Below are 21,150 nucleotides of genomic sequence, written 5' to 3'. Positions count from 1 at the left end.
TGTCCTGTATACTAGCGTTATTATCGCCAGTACCAGGAAGGCAGCTATGGTCGAATACAGCGCCCTGCGTCCGAAGTCCTATCGGCCGCGTCTTGTAGACCGCCTCGTTCAGCAGCGCCTTGGCCACTTCGGCGCCATCGAGATACAGGGAACACGGTGGTCGGGCAAGTCATGGACGGCAGCGGCTTTCGCCGAAAGCGTTACCCGCATCGATGAGAGCGAGGACGTCTATCGGGAGGACCCTCATCTCGCGCTTTTGGGAGATGAGCCTCATGCCATAGACGAGTGGCAGGATGTACCGGCGATTTGGAACCACGTGCGCCACGCGGTAGACGACTCGGCCAACAAGCCGGGTCAATTCATCTTGACGGGATCTTCCTGTCCGCCCGAGAAGGAGGACCGCCACAGCGGCGCCGGACGCATCTCGCGAATCCGCATGCGAACCATGACTTTATCTGAACAGGGCGCCTCCTCGAATGCCGTCTCACTGGCCGGCCTCTTTCGCGGAGAATTCAACGCCGCACCGGCGGACTTCTCCCTTGCCGATTACGCCCGCGCCATTTGTCACGGAGGATGGCCCGCGCTTCTGGACGCCCCGCTTGAGCGCGCCCAGGAAACGGTCGACGAGTACCTTGACCTGCTATTCAATGTCAGTATGAGGAAAGCGGGGAAAGATCCGCTCCTTGCCCGCAAGATCGCTCTCGCCCTGGCTCGCAACATTGGAACAAGCGCCACCCTGAAAACACTTTGCGCCGATGCCGCCGCCGGCGATACGGCCCCCACGGAGAACACCGTAGCGAGCTATCTCTCGCACTTCGCCATGAACTACTTCCTCGACGAGCTTCCCGGATGGGACGCTCCCGTGAAGGCCCGTTCGCGCGTGAGAACAAAGCCGAAGCGCTATCTCGACGATCCCTCTATGGCGGCATCTCTCCTCTCGCTGGGCCCGCAGCGCCTTCTGGAAGAGGGCCAGGTGTTCGGAGCGCTCTTCGAATCGCTGTGCTACCACGACATCGCCGTCTACGCGAGCCTGATTCCCGATGCAGGACCAGCGCCTGTAAGTTACTACGCCGACGCAGACGGTCTGGAAGTCGATCTGATCATCGAGCTCAGAGACGGACGGTGGGCCGCGCTCGAAATAAAACTCGGAGAGACCAAAGTTCCCGAAGCTGCCAAGAACCTCAATCGCCTGAAAGAGAAAGTGGCCATGAACCCCGCTGCTCGTAACAAGGCACCAGAGTTCATGGCCGTGATCGTGGGGGCCGGGGCCTTTGCCCGTCAGCGCAAGGAGGACGGCGTCTACGTCATCCCCCTCGCTTCGCTTACGGCATAGAAGGCCCCTTCACTCCGCAGCACGCCGCCCACACGTGCAATATACCTGCCGCGGCAAGCTACCCGCGCCTTACTCGTCGCACCCCATCGAGGCGGCGAGGGAAAGGTCCTCGTCGAGCAGAGGAAACTCGACGTGCACAGCAAGCAGGAGATGCTCGACCTCATCGAGGAGGCCAGCAGCTAAGAAGAGGCTGGTCGCCGAAGGGGCGCCGATGCTATGATGGCGTCAGGCATGCACGGTCGAGCGAAGACGGGAGGGCACCGTGAACATCAACCAGCTGGAATGGTTCTGCCTCGCCTACGAGACACGCTCGTTCGCCAAAGCCGCCGAGAGGTCCTACGTGTCGCGCCAGGCTCTCGGCAAGGCGCTGCGCATGCTGGAAGGTGAGCTGGGAGCAAAGCTCTTCGAGCGCAGCGAGGTCGGTGTTACGCCGACAGCGGCGGCCGAAGCCGTCTTCCCCATCGCCCAGCGCATGGTCGCCGACGAGCATGCGCTGCGCCGCGCCTGCACGGAAGCCGCCCACAGCGATCGCCCCGCCATCCGCATCGCCATCGCCAACGGCGTGCTGCGCTCGCTGCCCGCCGGCACGCTCCCCCGCTTGGAGGCCGCGCATCCCGACATTGACTTCTTCATCGAGAAGCACTACTACCTGGAGTGTTTCGACCGCCTCGACCATGGCGAGGTGAACTTCGCCCTGTGCCCCGCACCTCAAGAAGGTTCCTATCGCCGCTGGCTTGTCGCCGATGAGGACGTGTTCGTGGCCGTCGCCGACAGCCTGATCGACTTCGATCCCGCCTCCTGCACGCTGGCCGATCTGGAGCCCCTCATGTTCTTCCTGCCTGGCAGCCGCGGACCGAACGACCTGGGACTCGGCCGGGCCATGGCCGAGCGAGGGCTCGTGCGCCAAACGAACACGCAGTACACCGATTACGACCTCATCACCGAGAAGGTCATCGCAGGTCAAGGAGCCGCCCTGGCGCCCCAGAGCGCCGTTGCCGCCTTCGTCCAAGCAGGACTCGAGGTCTTTCCCGTGCCAGAGGAAAACGTCCGCTGGCGCGTCGAGCTGCTGACCCTCGATCGCGAGCTCACAGAAGCCGAGGAGCAGGTGGCATCCTTCTTCGCGACACTTTTCTAAGGGTGAAACCCTAAGTTTCACCCTCCAACATCTTCGATTCTTCCCCTGATCAGCGTGAACGTGGTTGAATGACCCCATCGGAAGCGGCCGTCGGAGGAGCGGCGGCCCATCGAGGAGGAGGAAACCATGACTCAACCCAACGTCTCCCGTCGTTCGTTCCTGCGCGGCACCGGCCTGGCGGCCCTCGGCGCCGGATTGGCCGGAGCGGGCCTTACCGGCTGCGCGCCCCAGGCCAAGGCTCCCGCATCGAACGAGGAGCTGGCCGCCACCGGCAGCACCGAGAGCGACGTGATCTACCAGGCTCTCGTGAACCCCCAGGACTACGACTACCGTCAGAACACCACCGACTTCGCCACCCTGTTCTCGCCCTGGAAGCTCGGCAACCTCGAGATTAAGAACCGCGTGGTGAAAAGCGCTGCCGGCAGTGCCACCTACCTGGCTGGCTACACTGACGAGCTGCGCCAGTACTACGTGAACTTCGCCCAAGGCGGCGTGGGAATGATCTGGGTGGAAGGTGAGGCCTTCGCCATGCCCACCGACGGCAGTGCGGTGCCGGGCGAGGCCATCGACTTCTTCACCGACCTCACCGCCGAGTTGAAGTCCCACGGCGCGCACGTCGGCTTCCAGTGGGCGCCGTTCGGTCTCACCCCCTCGGAGCTGACCGTCGAGGCCATCAAGGGCATCGAGGCCGCGGGCGCCGCCCTCGCGACCCAGCTCAAGGCCATGGGATTCGAGGCCATCGAGATCAACGCCGCCGGCTTCAACCAGGGCGAGCAGTTCCTCTCCCGTTTCCATAACGACCGCGACGACGAGTACGGCGCCAGCAGCATCGAGAACCGCGCCCGCTTTGTGGTGGAGTGCATCCAGGAGATCAAAGCCGCATGCGGCGACGATTTCGTCGTGCAGGTGCTCATCGACCTGGCCGAGGAGAGCGACAACCTCACGAACAACCCCACGCTCATGGACATGGACTGCGACCTGACCAAACCGTTCAGCAAGACCACCACCGTGGACGAGGGCATTGCGCTCGCCCAGCAGTTCGAAGCTGCCGGCGCCGACTCCATGCACCTGCGCCTCGGTCCCCTGAGCAACCATCCCTGCCAGTTCGGTAGCGACCTGTACTTCATCGTCAACGGCATCGAGGGCGCCACGGGCTTCGGCACCCAGTTCGACTTCAGCCGTCATTTCGGCGGCGAGCTCATCGGCGATCACAGCGGCGCCGGCATGACGCTGAACATGGTGAAGCGCTACAAGGAGGCACTCACCATCCCCTGCGGTGCCGTGACCTACATGGATCCGGCCCATGCCCCCGACTTCTTCGAGGACGCGCTGGCCTCGGGCATGGTCGACTTCTACATGATGACGCGCCCCCTGACGGTGGACCCCGAATACGTGAACAAGCTCGCCGAGGGCCGCGCCGACGAGATCATGCCCTGCACGCGGTGCTTCCACTGCCACATCGGCAGCAACGAGATGAACGCCGCCATGGGCTGCTGCCGCGTGAACGCCCTCACCCAGCGCGTCATGCGCGAGGGAGGCCCTGCCACCTATGAGCTCGAGCCGGCGACCGCGCCCAAGAAGGTGCTCGTCGTGGGCGGTGGCCCTGCCGGCATGGAGGCTGCCCGTATCGCGGCACTGCGCGGGCATTCCGTAACCCTCTGCGAGAAGAAGGGGTCGCTCGGCGGCCTGCTGTCCTTCGCCTCCCAGATCAAGGGCCCGCACGAGAATCTCGACGACTACCGCGAGTACCTGGTGCGCCAGTGCGAGCTGGCCGGCGTGGATGTGCGCTGCGACACCGAGGTGACTGCCGACATGGTGGCTCAGGAAGCGCCTGACGCGCTCGTGCTGGCCGCAGGCGGCCTGCGCGGAGCGCTGGAAGTGTCCGGCGGCAACGTGGTGCCCATCGAGAACTATATGAACCTGGAGGGCGATAACGTCATCGTCTGGGGCTCCAACGCCCAGGCCTTCGACATGGCGCTGTGGATGACGGTGCACAAGAAGAACGTGACCATCGTCACCCCGAACGGCGTGGACGAGCTGGACATGCAGCAGTCCCAGCACGCCCAGCGCTTCATGACCACGAGCCTGTACGCCTTGGGTGTGCGCCCCTACACCCACGCTTCCATCACTTCGGTGGCCGACGGCGTTGCCACGATCCACTCCGATGACATGGACTGCGACGTGCGCATCCCCTGCGACGCCATCGTGGATGCCGCCGACATGCTGCCCAACGACGAGCTGCTCTCCCAGGTGTCGGTCGCCGAGACCTACGCCGTGGGCGACTGCGCGACCCCCTTCAACATCGCCATGGCCGTCCGTGCCGGCAACGACGCCGGGCGCGCCCTCTAAGCGGAGCCATTCCCTCCCCTTTCGCCCGGCGGTCTCCCCCTTAAAGCCTCCCGGACCCTTATCTCACCCTCCCTTATGCGGGCCGATCCCAACCGGATCGGCCCGCTTCTCGTGCAGGGCGGCTCGAGAATCCCCCGTGACAGTCCTCGAAAATCCCCGATGGATTCCCTCGAAAATCCCAAATGGAAGTCCTCGAAAATCTCAAACGGTACTTTTGAACAGCGGAAACAACCAACCGATCGCGCTGCCTCAAATCGTCAGCGGGGAAACTCCAGCGTAATGGCAAGCATGTCGCCCTCAAGGACGGCGGAAACCTTAATGCCCTGGGCGGCGGCGAGGCTCTTCACCACGGCAAGACCGAGCCCCGCGCCGCTTTGGGCCCGGGCGGCATCGGCCCGGTAGAAGCGCTCGAAGAGGCGGGCCGTATCCAAGGCCCCGGGGTCGGCCACCGCGTTGGCAAACACGAGCGTGCGACCCTCCTGGGTGATGGATGGCGCCGCTGCCCCGTAGCGCAAAGCGTTGCTCACCAGGTTCTCCACCATGCGTCCAAGAGCCGCCTCGTCGGCCTCCACCGTGAACGACTCGTCGGCGAAGCGCACCTGCGGCTCCCAGCCGCGCTCCTCGAAGGCAGGGAACTGCCCGGCCAGCACCGTGGCGAGCACAGGCATCACCGCCACAGGACGCATATCCATATCAGCGTCCGGGTCGCTTGCCTGGGCGTAGGCGAACAGCGAGTTCAGCAGCCCTTCCATATCTTGCAGACGCGTGCGCGCGGCTCCCAGGTAGTGGGCGCGACGATCCTCGTCTGGCTCGTCGGCGGCCAGCGAGACATAGCCGGCCGCGCCCATGAGCGGCGTGCGGATATCGTGGGAGAGGCTCGCCAGATCGCGCTGGAACTGACGGCGCTCGGCGGCGGCCTCCCGACGCTCGGCGGCGCCCGCATCCAGCGCGCCGTTCACCGCCCGGGCCAGGTCGGCAAAGCCCGCACCGGGCATCTCGGTGGCCATGCGGCTGTTCGAGCGCGCATCGCGTGTTCGCAGCCACGCCGCCATGCGCCTCAGCTCGCGGCCGTACAGCAGCAGCACGATAAGCGCGCACAGCGCCAAACCTCCGAAGCACACCGCCAGCGTCATGAACCTTCCCCTCCTACACGTCGCGCTTGCGCAGCGCGCCCAGCGACACCGCCGCGCTCACCGCGACCCAGAATACGCCGACCAGGGCAATCTGAACCGCAAGCGGCATTCCGAACACCGAACCCTCGGGGGCAGCAAGCAGCGATGCGGCGGGCAGGGCCAAATCGTGGTTCATGCACGTGGCCAACAGCCACGGCTGAATCTGCGCGAGCACGGGCAGCGCCATGCCGAGATTCTGCAGCAGGCTTCCCACCAGGGTACCCGCAATGCCCGTGGCCACCACGAGCGCGAAGGCCACGCCGGCCCCGGCGCTGCGGCTCATCCACACCAGCACCGCCGTCAGGCACCCGTAGGCTGTAACGCACAGCCAGCTGAGGCCCACGAACGCCACTACCTCCGCCACGGTGTTCAACGTCGCGAACGTGAAGCCGGCAAGCAGGAATCCACCGATGCTCACGAGGCAGCCCACGGCGAGGAAGTACAGCGCGATCAGCCCCACGAGCACCAGGCGGCCGCCGTAGTAAGACACGCGCCCGCGCCGGTCCAAGGGCAGGTTCCGCACGAACCTCGTGGAGAAGTCGCTCGCGAAGAACAGCGCGACCACCAGGGCTACGAGTGCCCCGAGCAGGCCGCCCGACACGAGCGAGTCGCCGAGCATGTCCAGAGGCGAGTCGAAGGTGCGCATCTCGCGGGAGGCCGCCTCGAAGTCGGCCATAGTCAGGTTCTCAGGATCCTCGAAGAGCATCCCGTAGAGGTATTCGTCCTCGGCCGCGTCGGCTCCGTCTACCCCGTCGGTGCCGTCTTCGCCTCCGCTCGCCTCGCGGGCAGCGGCCTCGGCGGCGTTGTCGATGGCGGCATCCATGGCACGCTCGCGGTCCTCCGCCGTAGCATCGGCGAGCGGGGCGAGCGCCTCATCGGGCGCGGCATCCAGGTCGATATCGGCACCCTCCGTGCCGTAGACGGTCGCTGTCGCGCTCATCCGGGCCGCATCGTAGAGGAACTGCGGAGCGGACACCGCGCTCAAAAGCACCACGCCCAGCACGATGAGCCCCACGAGCACGCCGGTGGCCACCCACAGCATCTTGCCGTGCACCAGCCGGTACACATCGGACTTCAGCAGGTTAAACATGGCTTGCGCCCCCTTCCATCAGCGAGACGAAGTACTCCTCGATGTCGCGGTGCTCTTGGGAGAACTCCAGCACCACCTGGCCAGCGGCCTGAAGTGCCCGCGCCACAGCCTCCACGTCGTAGGCGCCCGTGGCCACAAGCGCCCCGTCCGGCTCGGCGCGAAACGCCACAGCGGGGAAGGCCTCCTGCAGGATCGCGAGAGCCCGGGCCGTGTCCGCCGTGCGCACGCGCAGGCTGCACCCGCATTCCGCCGCCATTTCCTCGGCGCTCATCTGACGCACGAGACGGCCGTCGGCGATCACGCCGTAGCGCGTGGCCATGCGATCCAGCTGGTCGAGCACGTGCGAACTCACCACCACCGTGATGCCCAGAGTCTGGTTCAGGCGCACGATGAGGTTGCGCATGGCGCGGGTGGCCTCGGGGTCGAGCCCGTTGAACGGCTCGTCCAACAGCAGCACATCGGGGTTGCCCAGCAGCGCCAGGGCGAGCCCCAGCCGCTGCTTCATGCCGAGGGAGAAGCCGCGCACCTTGCGCTTCCCCGCCCCCTGCAGCCCCACGAGACGCAGCACCTCCTCGCAGCGGGCCGGCGCGTCCACAATGCCCCAGGCGAGCGCCTTGGCCATGAGGTTGCGGTAGGCCGACAGGTTCGGCAAAAGCCCCGGCTCCTCGATGAGCGTGCCGATACGCCGCGTGGCCGAGCTGCCGGCAGCCGAGCCGCCGGCCGCCGAGCCGCCAACGCCCACGCCGCCCGGAACGTTCCCTGCAGCCGCGCTTCCGGCCACCCCGCCGAACAGGACGACCTCGCCGCCGTCCGGGGCCACCGCCCCGCAGATCATCTTCATGACCGTCGACTTTCCCGCGCCGTTCTTCCCTACGAAACCGTAGATGTCGCCCGCGGCCACGGTCATGTCGCAATCGCTTACCACGCGCCGCCCACCATAGACCTTGGACAGCCCGCGCGTCTCTATCGCGTTCATGATGCGACCCTTTCCCTCGCACGCTCCATGGTGCCTCTCCTTTCGCGTTTCAGGTATACCGCATTTCCAACGCAACTCAGTGTGCAGCGCGGAATTTAAGAAACCTCTGCCGAAGATTTAAGAAAGTTTGAAGAAGAGTCGCGCAGATCGCGCCGCCGTATTATGCTGGCCCCATGAGCGAATCGCTGCGCATACTGGTCATCGAGGACGATCCCTCCATCAACGAGGTGGTCTGCGCCCATCTTGAGCGTCAGGGCCACCGCTGCACCGGCGCCTTCTCCGGCACCGAGGGAATGCTGCACCTGGAGCGCGGCGATGGCAGCGCACCCTTCGACCTAGTCATCACCGATCTCATGCTGCCGGGCACAACGGGCGAGGATATCGTTGGGCGCATCCGCGCGACGAGCGCCACGCTGCCCGTCATCGTCATCTCGGCCCGCATCACCCCGGCCGACAAGGTCATGCTGCTCACCCTCGGCGCCGACGACTACCTCACCAAGCCCTTCGATCTTGATGAGCTCACCGCCCGCGTGAACGTGCAGATGCGCCATCGCAGGCGCGAGGCAGAGGCGGCCGCCGTGTCGGAAGCGGGCGACGAGAGCGCCGCAGCACCGGGAACCGGCGGCGAAGGGGGCATCGGGCCGAACGCCCCAGCTTCCGCGCCGAGGCGTTCCCCACTGCGCTTCCGCGACTGGGAGCTCGATCCTGACGGGCACGTCTTCGCCGTGGCCGGCACGCCCGTCGCGCTCACGCGCACTGAGTTCAGCATCTTGGAGCTGCTCATGGGGCGCCCCCAGAAGGTGTTCACCAAGCAGGAGCTGTTCGAGCTGGCCTGGGGCGAGCCGTACTCGGTCGAGGACTCAACCGTGAACGTGCACGTATCGAACTTGCGCCGCAAGCTGAAGCCCACCGGCACCGACGGCTACCTGCAAACCGTCTGGGGCCTCGGCTACAAACTCTCCCTCGACTGACCGCAAGCGCAGCCGCCCGCGGCCGCACTGAACGTCGCCTTCCCCACGCCTCCATCCCGTCGCTGTCCACGCGCCGCGTTCCGGCCGCTCATCACGCCCAGACCGCTGTGGGCGTGTGGTGAGGTCGGACGATTTCCCCAAGCTTCCCTTCCTATTGACGCGGGGATATGGGACAATGAGCAGACTTGACTTCTACAACTTCCCCATGGGAAGGAGCACAGGGTGTTTGACTTTTTCCGTAAGAAGAACAACGGTAACCGCGACGGGGGCGAAGGGACCCCAGGCGACGCATCGCGCTCCGGCGAGGGCGCCACGGCCGACGCGGGCGGCAAAACCACGCGCGACGTGCTGGGCGAGTTCACCGCCGCGCCGCTGCCCGACGCCGTGGACGGGCTGCTGTTCCGCGTGTCCATGGCCGACGCCGCCAACCCCGCCTCGGGCTTCGAAGCCTACGCCGCCCGGCTGCTGTCCGACGCCGAGGCGCCGAGCCTGCGCGCCATCGCCGTGGAACACCCGGTGGAGCTGCGTCGGCTGAACACCACCAACCTGTTCTGGTCGGTCTTCGACGACAGCACCATCAGCGCCGGCGCGCGCGGCACCATTCTGCGCATCGAGTCAGTGCTCGATCGCTTGGCCATGATCTCGATGATCATGGAGGACGACAACGGCGCGGTGCCGGCGAGCGCCTTCACCGAGGGCCAGTGCAGCGAGGCCGACTGGCGCGTGCTGCGCTCCATCGCCAACGACGCCGGCCGCTATCTCGGCGCAGCCGACCGCGACAACAAGCTCGACACCCAATATGGCACCACCGGCACCCGCGGCGGCAACTGGGATCTGTCCACACGCTTCGCCACCGCCTGCGAGGAGATGGTGCTCCCCTTCCGCCTGGAGTACCGCTTTATCTGCGATTCCGGCACCGGCACCATCGTGGCCGACGTGTCCATGCCCGCGCCCGACGTGTTCCCCAAGTCGCGCTTCGACGAGGCCTGCGGCCAGTGGGTCGACGTGTCCGCCCAGCGCACCGGTGCTGCCGCCGCTTACGGGCTGCGCCTGGCCGCGCTCATCGCCTCGGCCGCCTTCGGCTCCTCGGTGGGTGTGACTCGCGTCGTCGTGAACGGGAAGGAGGGCTCCATCGCCGGCGCCACCGTCATGTCGCTGGAGTTCGGCCGCATCCCGTTCACCATGGGCACCATGGCCGCCATCCGCGACGGGCGCTTCAGCGCGCCCGAGACCGCCTGCGACCCGGCGGCCCTCTTCGACATGCTGCACCTGCAGAACAGCGCCCTCAACTTGGCCGACGACGGCAGCCTGCAGCCGGTGGAGCCGCTCGAGGTGGAACTGGCCGTGGTGCGCACGCCTGTGGCCGAGGACGACCGCGAGCTGTCGCCCGAGCTGCGTGACCTGCTGCACGCCGACACGGTGAGCGAGCTGGACGTGATGAGCGAGCAGGATGCCGACCTGGGCGCCCGCTACCGCGCCATCATGGAGGAGAAGGACGACTCGCTGCTTCTGGCAGTGGCCCAGCTGGAGGATATCGTCGCCGAGACGACCAAGGTCACCGAAGAGGACGAGGCCGCGCGCGCCCTGCGCGAGTCCGGCGTGACGGTGAAGCCCCTGTACTGCGAGAACGTGTTCGCCCGTTATCTGGTGAGCCTCGCGGACAGCGACCCGGCGGTGCGCTACCAGCGCGTGTCCGACATCGGGCAGGCGGCGCGCTCGTCGCTGTCGCGCATCTACCGCGACATGGGAGACTTGGATGCCGCCGAGGCCCAGGCCCGCGTGTGCATCGAGCTGGCGCCCACGAGCGCGCCGGCTTACAACGACCTCATCACCTGCTTTGCGGAAGGCGAGCACTACGACCGCATCATCGAGGTGGCCAAGGATGCCCTGCGCATTGCCGTGACGGGCAACGACATCTCCTATATCTTCTACCGTCTGGCCTTCGCCTACTGGCAGACCGGGCGTTTGCGCGAGGCGCTGGCCTGCTACCTGCGTGTGCCCGAGGCGAGCCCTATGGGCGAGGCCGGCCTGCGCGAGCGCAACGACCTCATCGGCGAGATGGGCAACGACGTGCCGGGCAACGATTGGGATCCCACGGCCTGCCTGCGCACCGCCGGCGTGCCGCTCGCGCCACTCGACGATGTGATGGAAGTGGTCGGCCGCGCCCTCGTGCTGCTCTGCGACCAGAACATGCCGCTCGCCGCCGCCCCGCTCGCGAGCCTCGTGGCAAGCACCCAGCGCAACGACATCCTCCACGCCGTAGCCGCCAGCCTCCGCCAGGGCGTGTAAGAGGTCGGCTGAAGACCGCCCCTACAAAATACCCCAAACCCACGAAGGGCCCGCAGTGCGGGCCCTTTTCGTATATATTCCTATCGGCTCCGGGATGCGCCCCAGGAAATCAGCGAGGATCCCCGTAGGCGACGGCCGGGCGGCGTGTCTCCACGCGCAGTTCCGCAGCGACTGGAAGTGCCCCGCAGGCACTTCCACCAAGCGAGGACTGTCTGAGCATGGAGGCATGCCGCCCGGCCGTTGCCGGACAAGCACGTCTTCTTACGCGTAGAACAGAATCTCGTTGTAGGTCGGCACGGGCCAGGCCTCGCGCTCGACGATGATCTCCATCTCGTCCACGGCGTGGCGCAGCGCGTCCATCACCGGCACGATCTCGTGAGCGTTCATGTTCGCGCGCTCCTGCTGGTCGGCGATGTCAAGCGAGGCACGGTGCAGGGCGTGCAGCTTCTCCAGCTGGATGTTGATCTCGGCCGCCCCAGCCACGAGACGGCGCAGCTTCTCCTCCATGAACGAGGTATCGCCGTCGGGCAGCACCTCCTTGATGGCGGTGATACCGTGGGCGAGCTTGGCCGCGTACCGGTTGATGGCCGGCAGGTAGTCGCGACGAACCAGGCGCTTCATCACCCGGCACTCGATGTTCATGATCTTGTTGTACTTCTCCAGCTTCACCTCGTAGCGGCTGCGTACCTCGGTCTCGGTGAGCACGCCGAACTCGGCGAACAGATCGATGGACTTCTGATCCACCAGGCAGGGCAGCGCATCGGCGGTGGTGCGGTGGTTCGCAAGACCCCGACGGGCGGCCTCCTCCTCCCACTCGTGAGCGTAGCCGTCGCCGTTGAAGATGATACGCTCGTGGTCGCGCAAGGTACGCTTGACATAGTCGATGGCAGCCGCCTCGAAGTCATCCACGGCAACGTACTCCATGGCATCAGCGAAGCCCTTGAGCGATTTCGCCATGGCCGTGTTCAGCACCATGTTCACGTCCGAAAGGTTCTGCGCCGAGCCGGGCATGCGGAACTCGAACTTGTTGCCGGTGAAGGCGAAGGGGCTCGTGCGGTTGCGGTCGGTGTTATCCTTGATGAAGTTCGGTAGCACGTCCACGCCGAGGTCCATGGACACGCGCTCGGCCGACGAATAGTCGTGCTCGTCCACCAGTGCGTCCACGATGGCCCCCAGCTCATCGCCCAAGAACATGGACACGATGGCCGGCGGAGCCTCGTTGGCCCCCAGACGATGATCGTTGCCGGCGCTGGCGGCCGACATACGCAGAAGCTCCTGGTACTCGTCCACCGCCTCGATCACACAGGTGAGGAACACCAAGAAGCGCAGGTTCTGCATGGGGTTTTCGCCTGGGTCGAACAGGTTCTTACCGTCGGCGGAAATGGACCAGTTGTTGTGCTTGCCAGACCCGTTGATGAACTCGAAGGGCTTCTCGTGCTGCAGGCATACCAGCCCGTAGTGGCTGGCCAGAAGCTTCATCTTCTCCATGGTGAGCAGATTCTCGTCCACGCCGCGGTTCGTTTCCGCGAAGATGGGAGCCAGCTCGTGCTGGGCCGGGGCCACCTCGTTGTGCTTCGTGCGGGCCGACACGCCGAGCGCCCACAACTCGTCGTCGAGTTCCTTCATGAACTCGTTCACCGACGGGCGGATGGCGCCGAAGTAGTGCTCTTCCAATTCCTGGCCCTTGCAGGGGGAATAGCCGAAGAGCGTGCGGCCGGTGAGCATGAGGTCGAGGCGCTGCTCGTAGTCCTTCTCGGAAATGAGGAAGTACTCCTGCTCGGCGCCGAGGGTGGTGGTCACCCGCTCACCGGTCTCGCCAAACAGGGCCAGCACGCGCTTGGCCTGGCACTCGATGGCCTTCATGGAGCGCAGAAGCGGAGTCTTCTTGTCCAGCGCCTCACCGGTGTAGCTGCAGAAGGCGGTGGGGATGCAGAGCACCTCGTCCTTGATGAAGGCATAGGAGGTGGGATCCCACGCCGTGTAGCCGCGGGCCTCGAAAGTGGCGCGCAGGCCGCCGGAGGGGAAGCTGGAGGCGTCGGGCTCGCCCTGGATGAGCTCCTTGCCCGAGAAGGTCATGATGGCACGGCCGTCGGGCGTGGGGTCGATGAAACTGTCGTGCTTCTCGGAGGTGATGCCCGTCAGCGGCTGAAACCAGTGCGTGAAGTGCGTGGCGCCCTTCTCGATGGCCCACTCCTTCATGGCGTGCGCCACCACGTTGGCCACGTCGATGTCGAGCGGTTCGCCGCCCTTAATGGTGCGCATGAGCTGCTTGTAGGTGGCAGACGGCAGGCGCTCCTGCATCGTGTGCTCGTTGAACACCATAGATCCGTAGATATCGGTGACTTTCGACATAGGGACCCTATCTCCTTCGCTGCGAAATGGTGGGGCAAGAATACCATGACACGCCCCTGCCTCGCCTCTCATCGGCGCATTGACCAAATTAACGGCGCATTGCGTCGGGAGGTTTTCGGGAAGGAAATCGCCGCGTCGATAGCCGCCGACGCAAGGCCCGGCCCTTAAGCGATAGCAGAGTCGCGATCGACGAGACGGCGGACGTAATCGGCACCGTTTTCCTACACCGTGGCCGCCGGCTCAAGAAACCGACTGCTTGAATCGCCTCCAACCGCTACGAGCACCACATCGGGGCACGAATCCGTCACGCGCTCCACAACAACGCTCGCGTTGCGCCATGCGCTTTCTACATGAAGTGAGATAGAGGCCCGCTATAGACCATAAACTCGGAAAAGCCTTTCCGCCGCTGCAGGATCGGCCATAGCGGCAAAGGCATCCTCGGTGCGATTCTCCTCCGCGAGCCGAGCAGCGAGGGCCGCCATGCGGGCGGCAAGCTCCGCACGTCCTTCCTCGCGGCCTTGGGCCATGCCCTCGACCCTGCCCTCAGCCAGACCCTCGGCCAGACCCTCGGCCAGACCCTCGGCCAGACCCGCGGCCCTACCCTCAGCGATGCCTTGCGCCCTGCCTTCGGCCAGACCCTGCTCTTGAGCATCGAGGCGAACTTCCTCCATCAGGTCTCTTACGGTCATCACGGAGCCCACCCACTCTCTGTCCTCATTGGCTGCGGAAACCTCGGCGGCCATAGCAGCAACGAGCCTGTCGCCTGGGGCCACGGCACCCCTTCGGAGGTATTCTAGCAGATTGCGCATCCCCTCGGTGGGAGCGCAAGCGGCTGCCCGGGCATTCAGGATCTTCCACACGGCACCTGTAGCGGCGCTAATCGACGGATCCTCGCGACACAAATTCTCGAAGGTGTAGACGGGAAGCCCCGCGCCGAACCAATCGAAGTCGCAGGCAAAGATGATGTAGCTGTCGCGCAAATCTCTCCATGCGGCACCGCGATCCATAAGCCCCGAGTCGATGCCGGCCTGATAGTAGCGCAACTGGCGACCTGGAGCAGTGTGGGGGTTCGCCTGCATCTCCACATCGACGACGCCCGCGTCCGTCTCGGCGTACACATCCAGTCTCACCCCACGCGCATCGACGGCCGGTTGGAGCACCTGCTCCCGGTTGAGGTAGGCGATGCTGCCCACGTCGGTGCCCAGGACGCGCTCCAGGAAGCCGCGACACACCTCCTCATTGCAGAGCACGCGCCCGAACATGAAGTTGTCGGATATAGGAAGTCGACCGGCCATGGCAGCCCCTTTCTCTCGGCGGCTGTCCCCGCAAGCGGGTTAGGGGCTCCCCAGCCTAGATTTCCTCCAACGAGCACTTTACGAACGTTTGTTTCATTATAATCTCTTAACCCGGCCAATGCAAGCAAAATTAGAACATCAGTTTTATTTTTTGGAAGATGCCGGCCGAATATTCGGAAAAGGGCAACGGCAGGTGAAGAGATTGTCTGCCGGGCAAGCGAGGCACTCTCTGATAACAAGAAGGGCGGCCCGGAGGTCGCCCTTGGTTTGCGTTGGAAGATGTCGCCGCTTCGCTAGTCGATGTGCTTGCCGTAGCGTTCCTCGGTGATCTCGTCGAGGGTGCGGCCCTGGGTGTTGGGGCACCACACCACGCCCACCACGAGCGACACCAACAGGAAGCCGCACATGATGATGCCGGCCGTCACGAAGCCCGCGGGCGTCTCCACGCCGAGGCCCGCCACGGCCACGAGCGACCAGATGCCCAAAACGCCGCGCACGAGGAAGAACATGATGCCCTGCACGCCGCCGCGGTACAGCGTCGGGAAGAGCTCGGTGGACCACAGCGCGTAGAAGCACTGGGCCGAGAAGCCGGCCGAGATGCCCCACAGCGCCACGAACACCCACAGGAGCCAGCCCCAGCTATCGGCCGTGCCCGCCTGCAGCTGCATGCCGAAGAACACCATGACCACCCAGGCCGCCAGCGCCATGAGCGCCGTGGCCGCGAACAGGATGCGGTGCGGGATGCGGTCGCCGAACTTCGAGAAGATGGCGAGCGAGCCCACTGCCGTGAGCACCCACATGACCGCCTGCAGAAGCGAGATGGTGGTGTCGTCCAAGTGCCCGGCCGCCGCGTACATGTAGGGCATGAACTGGCCCATGGTGCCGGCCACGATGTTCCACGTCAGGTACACCGCCACGAGGAACACGATGGACTTCACGTTCACGGAGTTCGTGAGCGCCCGGCGCATCATCTGGACGAAAGTATCGCGCGGCGCGCCGGCCTGCTGCTTCTCCGTCCAGTCCTTCGACTCCTCAAGCTTGCGCTGCAAATTCCACGCCACGAGCGCCACCACGAACAGGATGAGGAACAGAAGGCGCATGCCGAACAGGCCGTCGAAGGGCCCGTAGGTGCCCGCGGGCAGCAGCGCGCCGTCCGGCCCGAACGTGGGGAACGCGAACGAGAACAGAAGCGCGATGACGAAGATGACCGCCGGGCCGCAGGACCAGGCGAACTGGCTGATGCCGATGTTGGCGGCGCGGCTCGTGGAGGACGACATCTCGGAGATGTAGCTCCACGACGACGGCACGCCCGCGCCCACCGACAGGCCCGAGATGACGATGCCGAGGCAGAGCATGGGCAGGTTCACCGCGCACATGATGATGAACACGCCGGTGGCGTACACGAGCAGGTTGTAGGTGTAGATGAACTTGCGCCCGAAGCGGTCGGCCAGAAAGCCGCCGATGAGCGCACCCACCGCCGCGCCGAAGGCGTTCGCGCCCACGGCGCCCAGGATGGACACCCACACGTTGTCGAAGTTGAAGGCGATGGCCCAGGCGGCCAGGGCCACCGACGAGGCCACGATGCAGCCCGAATCGAGGAAGTTGGTCAGCGAAACGGCAATGGTGCCTTTTTTCTCTTGGGACAGTGCCATAGTTGGTTGGAACCTTTCTAGTCGATGCCCTCGCCGGCCGCGGGAGATTCCAGCATGGCCTCGTTCAGCGGAATGGCGAACTCGCGGGCGATGGCCTTAAGGCCGTCGTCGGTGATGGTGTTCATGAAGTCGTCGGAACCCCCGTTCATAGAGCGGGCGCGCACGTAGATGTCGGCGGCCTTCTCCACGGTGTGCATGAGGCCGAAGGTGGTGTCGAAGTCGGATCCGGCGGCGAACAGGCCGTGCTGGGCCCAGATGACGGCGTCGAAGGTCTCCATCATGGCCGCGGTCTCCCGCGCGATGTCGGCCCCGCCCGGCACCATCCACGGCACCACGCCCACGCCGGCCGGGAACACCACGACGCACTCGGTCATGGCCTTCCACAGCGCCCGGGTGAAGGTGCGCGAGTCGAGCGGCAGCACGAAGGTCATGGCGATGACGTTGTTGGGATGCGCGTGGTAGAGCACCCGCGAGGCGCCGCCGGTGGCCCGCATGCGCACGGCATGGCACATGAAGTGACTCGGGAACTCGGAGGTGGGGCGCCCTCCGTCGGTCAGCCCCCACACGATGCGCCAGGCATCGCCCTCGGGGTTGATCTCCACGATGCCGATGTTGTGGGCCGGGTCTCCCGCCACGTTGCGCATGTAGCGGCCCGAGCCGGTGGTGAGGAAGAAAGCCCCGCCCAGATCGGCCGCCTGCACGCCCATGGGAACCCACGGGCCCGGCTCCGGGTTGAAGAAGGGCCGCGCGGCATTCGCGTCGGCCTCGGTCATGCGATAGGTGAGGTTGCCGCCGTTGCGCTCGTGCCAGCCCTGGCCCCAGCCGTCGTCGCACAGGCGCACGAAACCGCGCACGAAGCCGAGCTGCTCCACCGCCACGCCCGACACCGCCCCGCGGGCCGCACTGGCCCCCTTCGACAGCAGATCCTGCGCTTGATCGATAAATGCCATTGGTTGCTCCTCTTACTGACGGGTCGGCAAATTCTTCGCCTCGTAGGCGGCCACGCGAGCATACACCTCGCCGTCGGTCGGACAGCCCTCGCGGCGGCAGTACTCGTCCCACACAGCACCGAAGGGCATGCTCTTGGCCTGCTCGGACAGCGCCATCTTCTCGGTGAACTGGTAGGTGTCCTGCAGCTCCTTCAGACGCGCGGCCGGCTGCAACAGCGCGTACAGCAGCGACTTCTCCATGGCGCGCGTGCCCACGGCCCAGGCGCCCACGCGGTTGATGGAGGCGTCGAAGAAGTCGAGCCCGATGATGACCTTCTCCCAGGCACCGGGGCAATGGGCCACTTCCATGGCCATCTCCTTCACCGGGTCGTCGAAGAGCACCACGTGGTCGGAGTCCCAGCGAATGGCGCGCGTCACGTGCAGCGGCACCTTGTCGAAGAACAGCAGCAGCGCGGAGAGCTTGTCGGCCACGTTCTCGGTGGGATGGAAGTGCCCCATGTCCAGCAGGTCGTACACGCCGGGGTGCGTGGCAGCGTAGGCCAGGTAGAACTCGTTGGAGCCCACGGTCATGGACTCCAGGCCGATACCGAACACCTTCGACTCGCAGGAGTCGATCACGCGGTCGTACTTCTCGGCGTAAATCTCGTCGAGGGAGTCGCGCAGCCGCTCGCGCAGGCCGTAGCGGTCGCCGGGCACGTCCTTCAGGCCGTCGGGGATCCAGATGTTGCAGAGGGTCTCGTCGTCAAGCGCCTCGGCGATCTGCTGGGAGATCTTGCGGCACGCCTTGCAGTGGCGAATCCAGAAGTCGCGCGTAGCCTTATCAGGCGAGGACAGCGACAGCTCGTTGTTCATCATGGGGTGGCCGAAGATGGTGGGGTTGAAGTCGATGCCGAAACCGTGCTCGCGCGCCCAGTTTACCCACGGCTCGAAGTGCTTGTACTCCAGGGCGTCGCGATCGACCCAGGGGTTCTCGTCGGTGAACACGGCGTAGGAGGCGTGCAGGTTGATGCGCTTGGCGCCGGGCACGAGCGCCATGGCTGCCTCGAAGTCAGCCGTGAGCTCCTCGAAGGTGCGGGCGCGGCCGGGGTAGTTGCCCGTGGTCTGGATGCCACCGGACAGTCCGCCCTCCTGGTCGAAGCCGAGCACGTCGTCGCCCTGCCAGCAGTGCACCGAGATGGGCTTTTTCGCCAGCTTGGCCATCACGGCCTCGGTGTCGATCCCCAGCTCGGCATAGGCGTCCTTCGCCAGATCGTACATAGTGGTCATCGGGTTTCCTTTCGTCTATTTTGGTTCTACCTTGGTAACTTCAAAACTCTCGGCAATAGCGGCGCGCACGGCCTTGAGGTGCGGAAACACCCCGTCGGCGAGCATCTGCACCGCCAGGTTGCCCAGAGCCGTGCCCTCCACGGGGCCGGCATATACGGGCAGTCCGCATACCTGAGCGGTACGGCGGTTCAGGTGGTCGTCGCGGCAACCGCCGCCCACGATGTTGATGGAGGCGTAATCATGGCCCGCGAGCGCCGTGAGCCCCTCGATGGCGTCGCGGTAGCATCGCGCGAGGCTCTCGTACACGCAGAGCATGAGCTCGCCCAAGGTCTCGGGCACCGGCTGGCCCGCCTCCTCGCAGGCTGCGCAGATCTCCTCGATCATGGAGTCGGGGGCCAAAAAGCGGTCGTCGTTCACGTTCACGATGGACGCGATCACGCCGGCAGCCTCGGCCTCGTCGGCGGCCTTGATGAGGTCGGCGAACCCCACCTCGTGCCCGAGTCCTTCCACGCGCATGTACTGGTGCAGACGTCCCTTGCGGATGGCCTTCTCGTCCACCACGTAGGTGATGCCGTTCAGCTCGCGGCGGATGGACTGGATCATCCACAGGCCCATGATGTTCTTCAGAAAGCGGTAGCGGAAGTGGTAGCCGCCCTCGTTGGTGAAGTTCGCGCGGAAGGCGCCTTCCGAGCAGATGGGGCTGCGGTTCTCCACCCCGAGCAGGCTCCACGTGCCCGACGAGAGGAACACCGCCGGCGGCTCGCAAGCCGGCACGGCCAAGTAAGCGCTGCCGGTGTCGTGGGTGGCCGGCAGCACCACGCGGGTGTCGTAGCCGATGGCCTCGGCCACCTCGGGCAGCACCGGCCCCAGGCAGGCGCCGGCGTGGGTCACATTGCGGAAGAGCCGCCGCGGGATACCGAAGGCCTCCATCACCGTCTCGTCCCACGCGCCGGTTTCCGCGTTCAGCAGCGCCGTGGTGGAGGCGTTGGTGTATTCCACGGCCTTCACGCCCGTGAGCAGGAAGTTCAGGTAATCGGGAATCATGAGGAAGGTATCGGCTGCCTCCAGCTGCTCGGGATGCTCGCGCTGGAGGGCCAGAAACTGGTAGAGCGTGTTGAAGGGCTGGCGCTGCAGGCCCACGCGGCGGTACAGCTCGGCGGCGGGCATGATGGCGTCGGCCACCTCGTACATGCCGTTCGTGCGCGCGTCGCGGTAGGCCACCGCATCCCCCACCAGGTTGTCATCGGCGTCCAGCAGCACGAAGTCGACGCCCCAGGTGTCGATGCCCACCGACTTCGGCGCGAAGCCCTCCTCCTTGCAGCGGGCAAGCCCGCGCAGAAGCTCGGTGTGCAGCAGCTCCACGTCCCAGCAGTCGTGCCCCCGGCGGCGCACCTGGCGGTTGTCGAACCGGTGCACCTCCTGAAGGCGGATGAGCCCGTCCTCCACGTAGCCCACCACCACGCGGCCCGACGAGGCCCCGATATCCACCGCCGCGTAGCAGTCGGTTCGCGCACCTTGCGCTTGCTGCGCCATAGCCGTCCTATCTCTGAGCGTATTTCTCAACTTTTACCAGGAGAAACACCTAATCGGAAATAATGCGCGGCACAGTGTACCAGTTGGCGCGCCCCCGCAAGCCCGCGTGCCCAAAGAGGTGCGTGCCTGTAACAAATCAACAACAATGACTCCATAGGTCGGGGAACGAGTCCTCCTGGCTTCGGACACGAAAAAAGCCCGCTCCGGGGAGCGGGCTTTCTGCAGGCAATATCTCGCGACATCGGCAGCCGATGCGCGCCTCCAAACTTAGCGCTTGGAGAACTGCGGGCGCTTGCGAGCCTTCTTCAGACCGTACTTCTTGCGCTCCACCATACGGGCGTCGCGGGTCAGGAAGCCAGCCTTCTTCAGCTCGTCGCGGTAGTCGCCGGCCTCCAGCAGGGCGCGGGAGATGCCGTGACGCAGGGCGCCGGCCTGGCCGGACACGCCGCCGCCGTCGATGCGGGCCTTCACGTCGAAGTGGCCGGCGGTGTCGGTCACCTTGAAGGGGGTCATGGCGTAGTTGAAGAGCGCCTCGCGACCGAAGTACTCCTCGCCGTCGCGACCGTTGATGGTCACCTTGCCGGTGCCGGGAACGAGACGGACGCGGGCCACCGCGTTCTTGCGGCGACCGGTGCCGTAGTACAAAGCCTCATCTGCCATGATTAACCCTCCAACTCAATCTTGCGGGGCTTCTGAGCCATATGGGGATGCTCAGCGCCAACGTACACCTTCAGCTTCTTGCCCATCGCACGGCCCAGCGTGTTCTTCGGCAGCATGCCCTTCACGG

Annotated in this window: 16 protein-coding genes; 5 read left to right on the top strand and 11 right to left on the bottom strand. The window is 65.5% G+C overall.

What is annotated here, in order from left to right:
- Nucleotides 1-46: 46 nt before the first annotated feature.
- The 3 genes from Q5064_RS05920 to Q5064_RS05910 all read left to right on the top strand — a co-directional run bounded on the left by Q5064_RS05920 (nt 47) and on the right by Q5064_RS05910 (nt 4,817).
- Nucleotides 47-1,333: an ATP-binding protein gene (locus Q5064_RS05920; protein ID WP_302963010.1), complete on the top strand. Its 1,287-nt coding sequence runs from the start codon at nt 47-49 to the stop codon at nt 1,331-1,333.
- Nucleotides 1,334-1,595: 262 nt separating this feature from the next.
- Nucleotides 1,596-2,468 (top strand): LysR family transcriptional regulator, encoded by an 873-nt coding sequence (locus Q5064_RS05915; RefSeq protein WP_302963009.1) that lies wholly within the window; start codon nt 1,596-1,598, stop codon nt 2,466-2,468.
- A gap of 126 nt (nt 2,469-2,594) precedes the next feature.
- Nucleotides 2,595-4,817 (top strand): FAD-dependent oxidoreductase, encoded by a 2,223-nt coding sequence (locus Q5064_RS05910; protein ID WP_302963008.1) that lies wholly within the window; start codon nt 2,595-2,597, stop codon nt 4,815-4,817.
- Between the two features lie 257 nt (nt 4,818-5,074).
- Here Q5064_RS05910 and Q5064_RS05905 read toward each other — a convergent pair whose 3' ends face one another.
- From Q5064_RS05905 to Q5064_RS05895, 3 genes are read right to left on the bottom strand one after another with little or no spacing between them, the layout of a single operon-like run.
- Nucleotides 5,075-5,950 carry a sensor histidine kinase KdpD gene (locus Q5064_RS05905; RefSeq protein WP_302963006.1) on the bottom strand — a complete coding sequence of 292 codons (876 nt, stop codon included), beginning with the start codon at nt 5,948-5,950 and terminating at the stop codon, nt 5,075-5,077.
- A gap of 13 nt (nt 5,951-5,963) precedes the next feature.
- Nucleotides 5,964-7,079: a hypothetical protein gene (locus Q5064_RS05900; protein ID WP_302963004.1), complete on the bottom strand. Its 1,116-nt coding sequence runs from the start codon at nt 7,077-7,079 to the stop codon at nt 5,964-5,966.
- Entirely contained in the window at nt 7,072-8,055 is a 984-nt protein-coding gene (locus tag Q5064_RS05895; protein WP_302963002.1) for an ATP-binding cassette domain-containing protein, read from the bottom strand. Before Q5064_RS05895 ends, Q5064_RS05900 begins: the two co-directional genes overlap by 8 nt.
- Nucleotides 8,056-8,228: 173 nt before the next feature.
- Between Q5064_RS05895 and Q5064_RS05890 the strand changes: the two genes are divergently transcribed.
- Together Q5064_RS05890 and Q5064_RS05885 are read left to right on the top strand one after the other, a co-directional pair.
- Complete coding sequence (locus Q5064_RS05890; protein WP_302963001.1) at nt 8,229-9,026, top strand: response regulator transcription factor; 798 nt, start codon at nt 8,229-8,231, stop codon at nt 9,024-9,026.
- Nucleotides 9,027-9,248: 222 nt separating this feature from the next.
- A complete protein-coding gene (locus tag Q5064_RS05885; RefSeq protein WP_302962999.1) occupies nt 9,249-11,315 on the top strand; it encodes a tetratricopeptide repeat protein in 2,067 nt (688 codons plus the stop codon).
- 261 nt (nt 11,316-11,576) lie between these two features.
- Here the strand turns inward: Q5064_RS05885 and Q5064_RS05880 are convergent, their stop codons facing one another.
- From Q5064_RS05880 to Q5064_RS05845, 8 genes are all read right to left on the bottom strand, one after another.
- A complete protein-coding gene (locus Q5064_RS05880) occupies nt 11,577-13,667 on the bottom strand; it encodes a glutamine synthetase III (protein WP_302962998.1) in 2,091 nt (696 codons plus the stop codon).
- Nucleotides 13,668-14,038: 371 nt separating this feature from the next.
- Nucleotides 14,039-14,962, bottom strand: coding sequence for an Rpn family recombination-promoting nuclease/putative transposase (locus Q5064_RS05875; protein WP_302962997.1), 924 nt, complete (start codon nt 14,960-14,962; stop codon nt 14,039-14,041).
- 293 nt (nt 14,963-15,255) lie between these two features.
- The gene (locus Q5064_RS05870; protein ID WP_302962996.1) at nt 15,256-16,614 is read right to left on the bottom strand and encodes an MFS transporter; all 1,359 of its coding nucleotides are present in this window, start codon (nt 16,612-16,614) and stop codon (nt 15,256-15,258) included.
- A gap of 17 nt (nt 16,615-16,631) precedes the next feature.
- Complete coding sequence (gene rhaD, locus Q5064_RS05865) at nt 16,632-17,564, bottom strand: rhamnulose-1-phosphate aldolase (protein ID WP_302962994.1); 933 nt, start codon at nt 17,562-17,564, stop codon at nt 16,632-16,634.
- 12 nt (nt 17,565-17,576) lie between these two features.
- Entirely contained in the window at nt 17,577-18,830 is a 1,254-nt protein-coding gene (locus tag Q5064_RS05860; RefSeq protein ID WP_302962993.1) for an L-rhamnose isomerase, read from the bottom strand.
- A 15-nt stretch (nt 18,831-18,845) separates the two neighbouring features.
- Complete coding sequence (locus Q5064_RS05855) at nt 18,846-20,363, bottom strand: rhamnulokinase family protein (RefSeq protein WP_302962992.1); 1,518 nt, start codon at nt 20,361-20,363, stop codon at nt 18,846-18,848.
- Between the two features lie 267 nt (nt 20,364-20,630).
- Nucleotides 20,631-21,023 (bottom strand): 30S ribosomal protein S9, encoded by a 393-nt coding sequence (rpsI, locus tag Q5064_RS05850; RefSeq protein WP_302962990.1) that lies wholly within the window; start codon nt 21,021-21,023, stop codon nt 20,631-20,633.
- A 2-nt stretch (nt 21,024-21,025) separates the two neighbouring features.
- The coding region (locus Q5064_RS05845; protein WP_302963057.1) for an uL13 family ribosomal protein at nt 21,026-21,150 on the bottom strand (125 nt) is incomplete at its 5' end.

The organism is uncultured Adlercreutzia sp. (assembly GCF_958431955.1).
Lineage (GTDB): Bacteria > Actinomycetota > Coriobacteriia > Coriobacteriales > Eggerthellaceae > Adlercreutzia.
The sequence above is the reverse complement of the archived record's forward strand: the minus strand, read 5'-3'. Positions and strand labels throughout refer to the sequence as shown.

What these genes read in the sequence shown, in the direction of transcription:
- Q5064_RS05920 (WP_302963010.1), top strand. Translation starts at nt 47, where the DNA reads ATGGTCGAATACAGCGCCCTGCGTCCGAAGTCCTATCGGCCGCGTCTT.
- Q5064_RS05910 (WP_302963008.1), top strand. Translation starts at nt 2,595, where the DNA reads ATGACTCAACCCAACGTCTCCCGTCGTTCGTTCCTGCGCGGCACCGGC.
- Q5064_RS05905 (WP_302963006.1), bottom strand. Translation starts at nt 5,950, where the DNA reads ATGACGCTGGCGGTGTGCTTCGGAGGTTTGGCGCTGTGCGCGCTTATC.
- Q5064_RS05900 (WP_302963004.1), bottom strand. Translation starts at nt 7,079, where the DNA reads ATGTTTAACCTGCTGAAGTCCGATGTGTACCGGCTGGTGCACGGCAAG.
- Q5064_RS05895 (WP_302963002.1), bottom strand. Translation starts at nt 8,055, where the DNA reads ATGAACGCGATAGAGACGCGCGGGCTGTCCAAGGTCTATGGTGGGCGG.
- Q5064_RS05890 (WP_302963001.1), top strand. Translation starts at nt 8,229, where the DNA reads ATGAGCGAATCGCTGCGCATACTGGTCATCGAGGACGATCCCTCCATC.
- Q5064_RS05880 (WP_302962998.1), bottom strand. Translation starts at nt 13,667, where the DNA reads ATGTCGAAAGTCACCGATATCTACGGATCTATGGTGTTCAACGAGCAC.
- Q5064_RS05875 (WP_302962997.1), bottom strand. Translation starts at nt 14,962, where the DNA reads ATGGCCGGTCGACTTCCTATATCCGACAACTTCATGTTCGGGCGCGTG.
- Q5064_RS05870 (WP_302962996.1), bottom strand. Translation starts at nt 16,614, where the DNA reads ATGGCACTGTCCCAAGAGAAAAAAGGCACCATTGCCGTTTCGCTGACC.
- rhaD (WP_302962994.1), bottom strand. Translation starts at nt 17,564, where the DNA reads ATGGCATTTATCGATCAAGCGCAGGATCTGCTGTCGAAGGGGGCCAGT.
- Q5064_RS05860 (WP_302962993.1), bottom strand. Translation starts at nt 18,830, where the DNA reads ATGACCACTATGTACGATCTGGCGAAGGACGCCTATGCCGAGCTGGGG.
- Q5064_RS05855 (WP_302962992.1), bottom strand. Translation starts at nt 20,363, where the DNA reads ATGGCGCAGCAAGCGCAAGGTGCGCGAACCGACTGCTACGCGGCGGTG.
- rpsI (WP_302962990.1), bottom strand. Translation starts at nt 21,023, where the DNA reads ATGGCAGATGAGGCTTTGTACTACGGCACCGGTCGCCGCAAGAACGCG.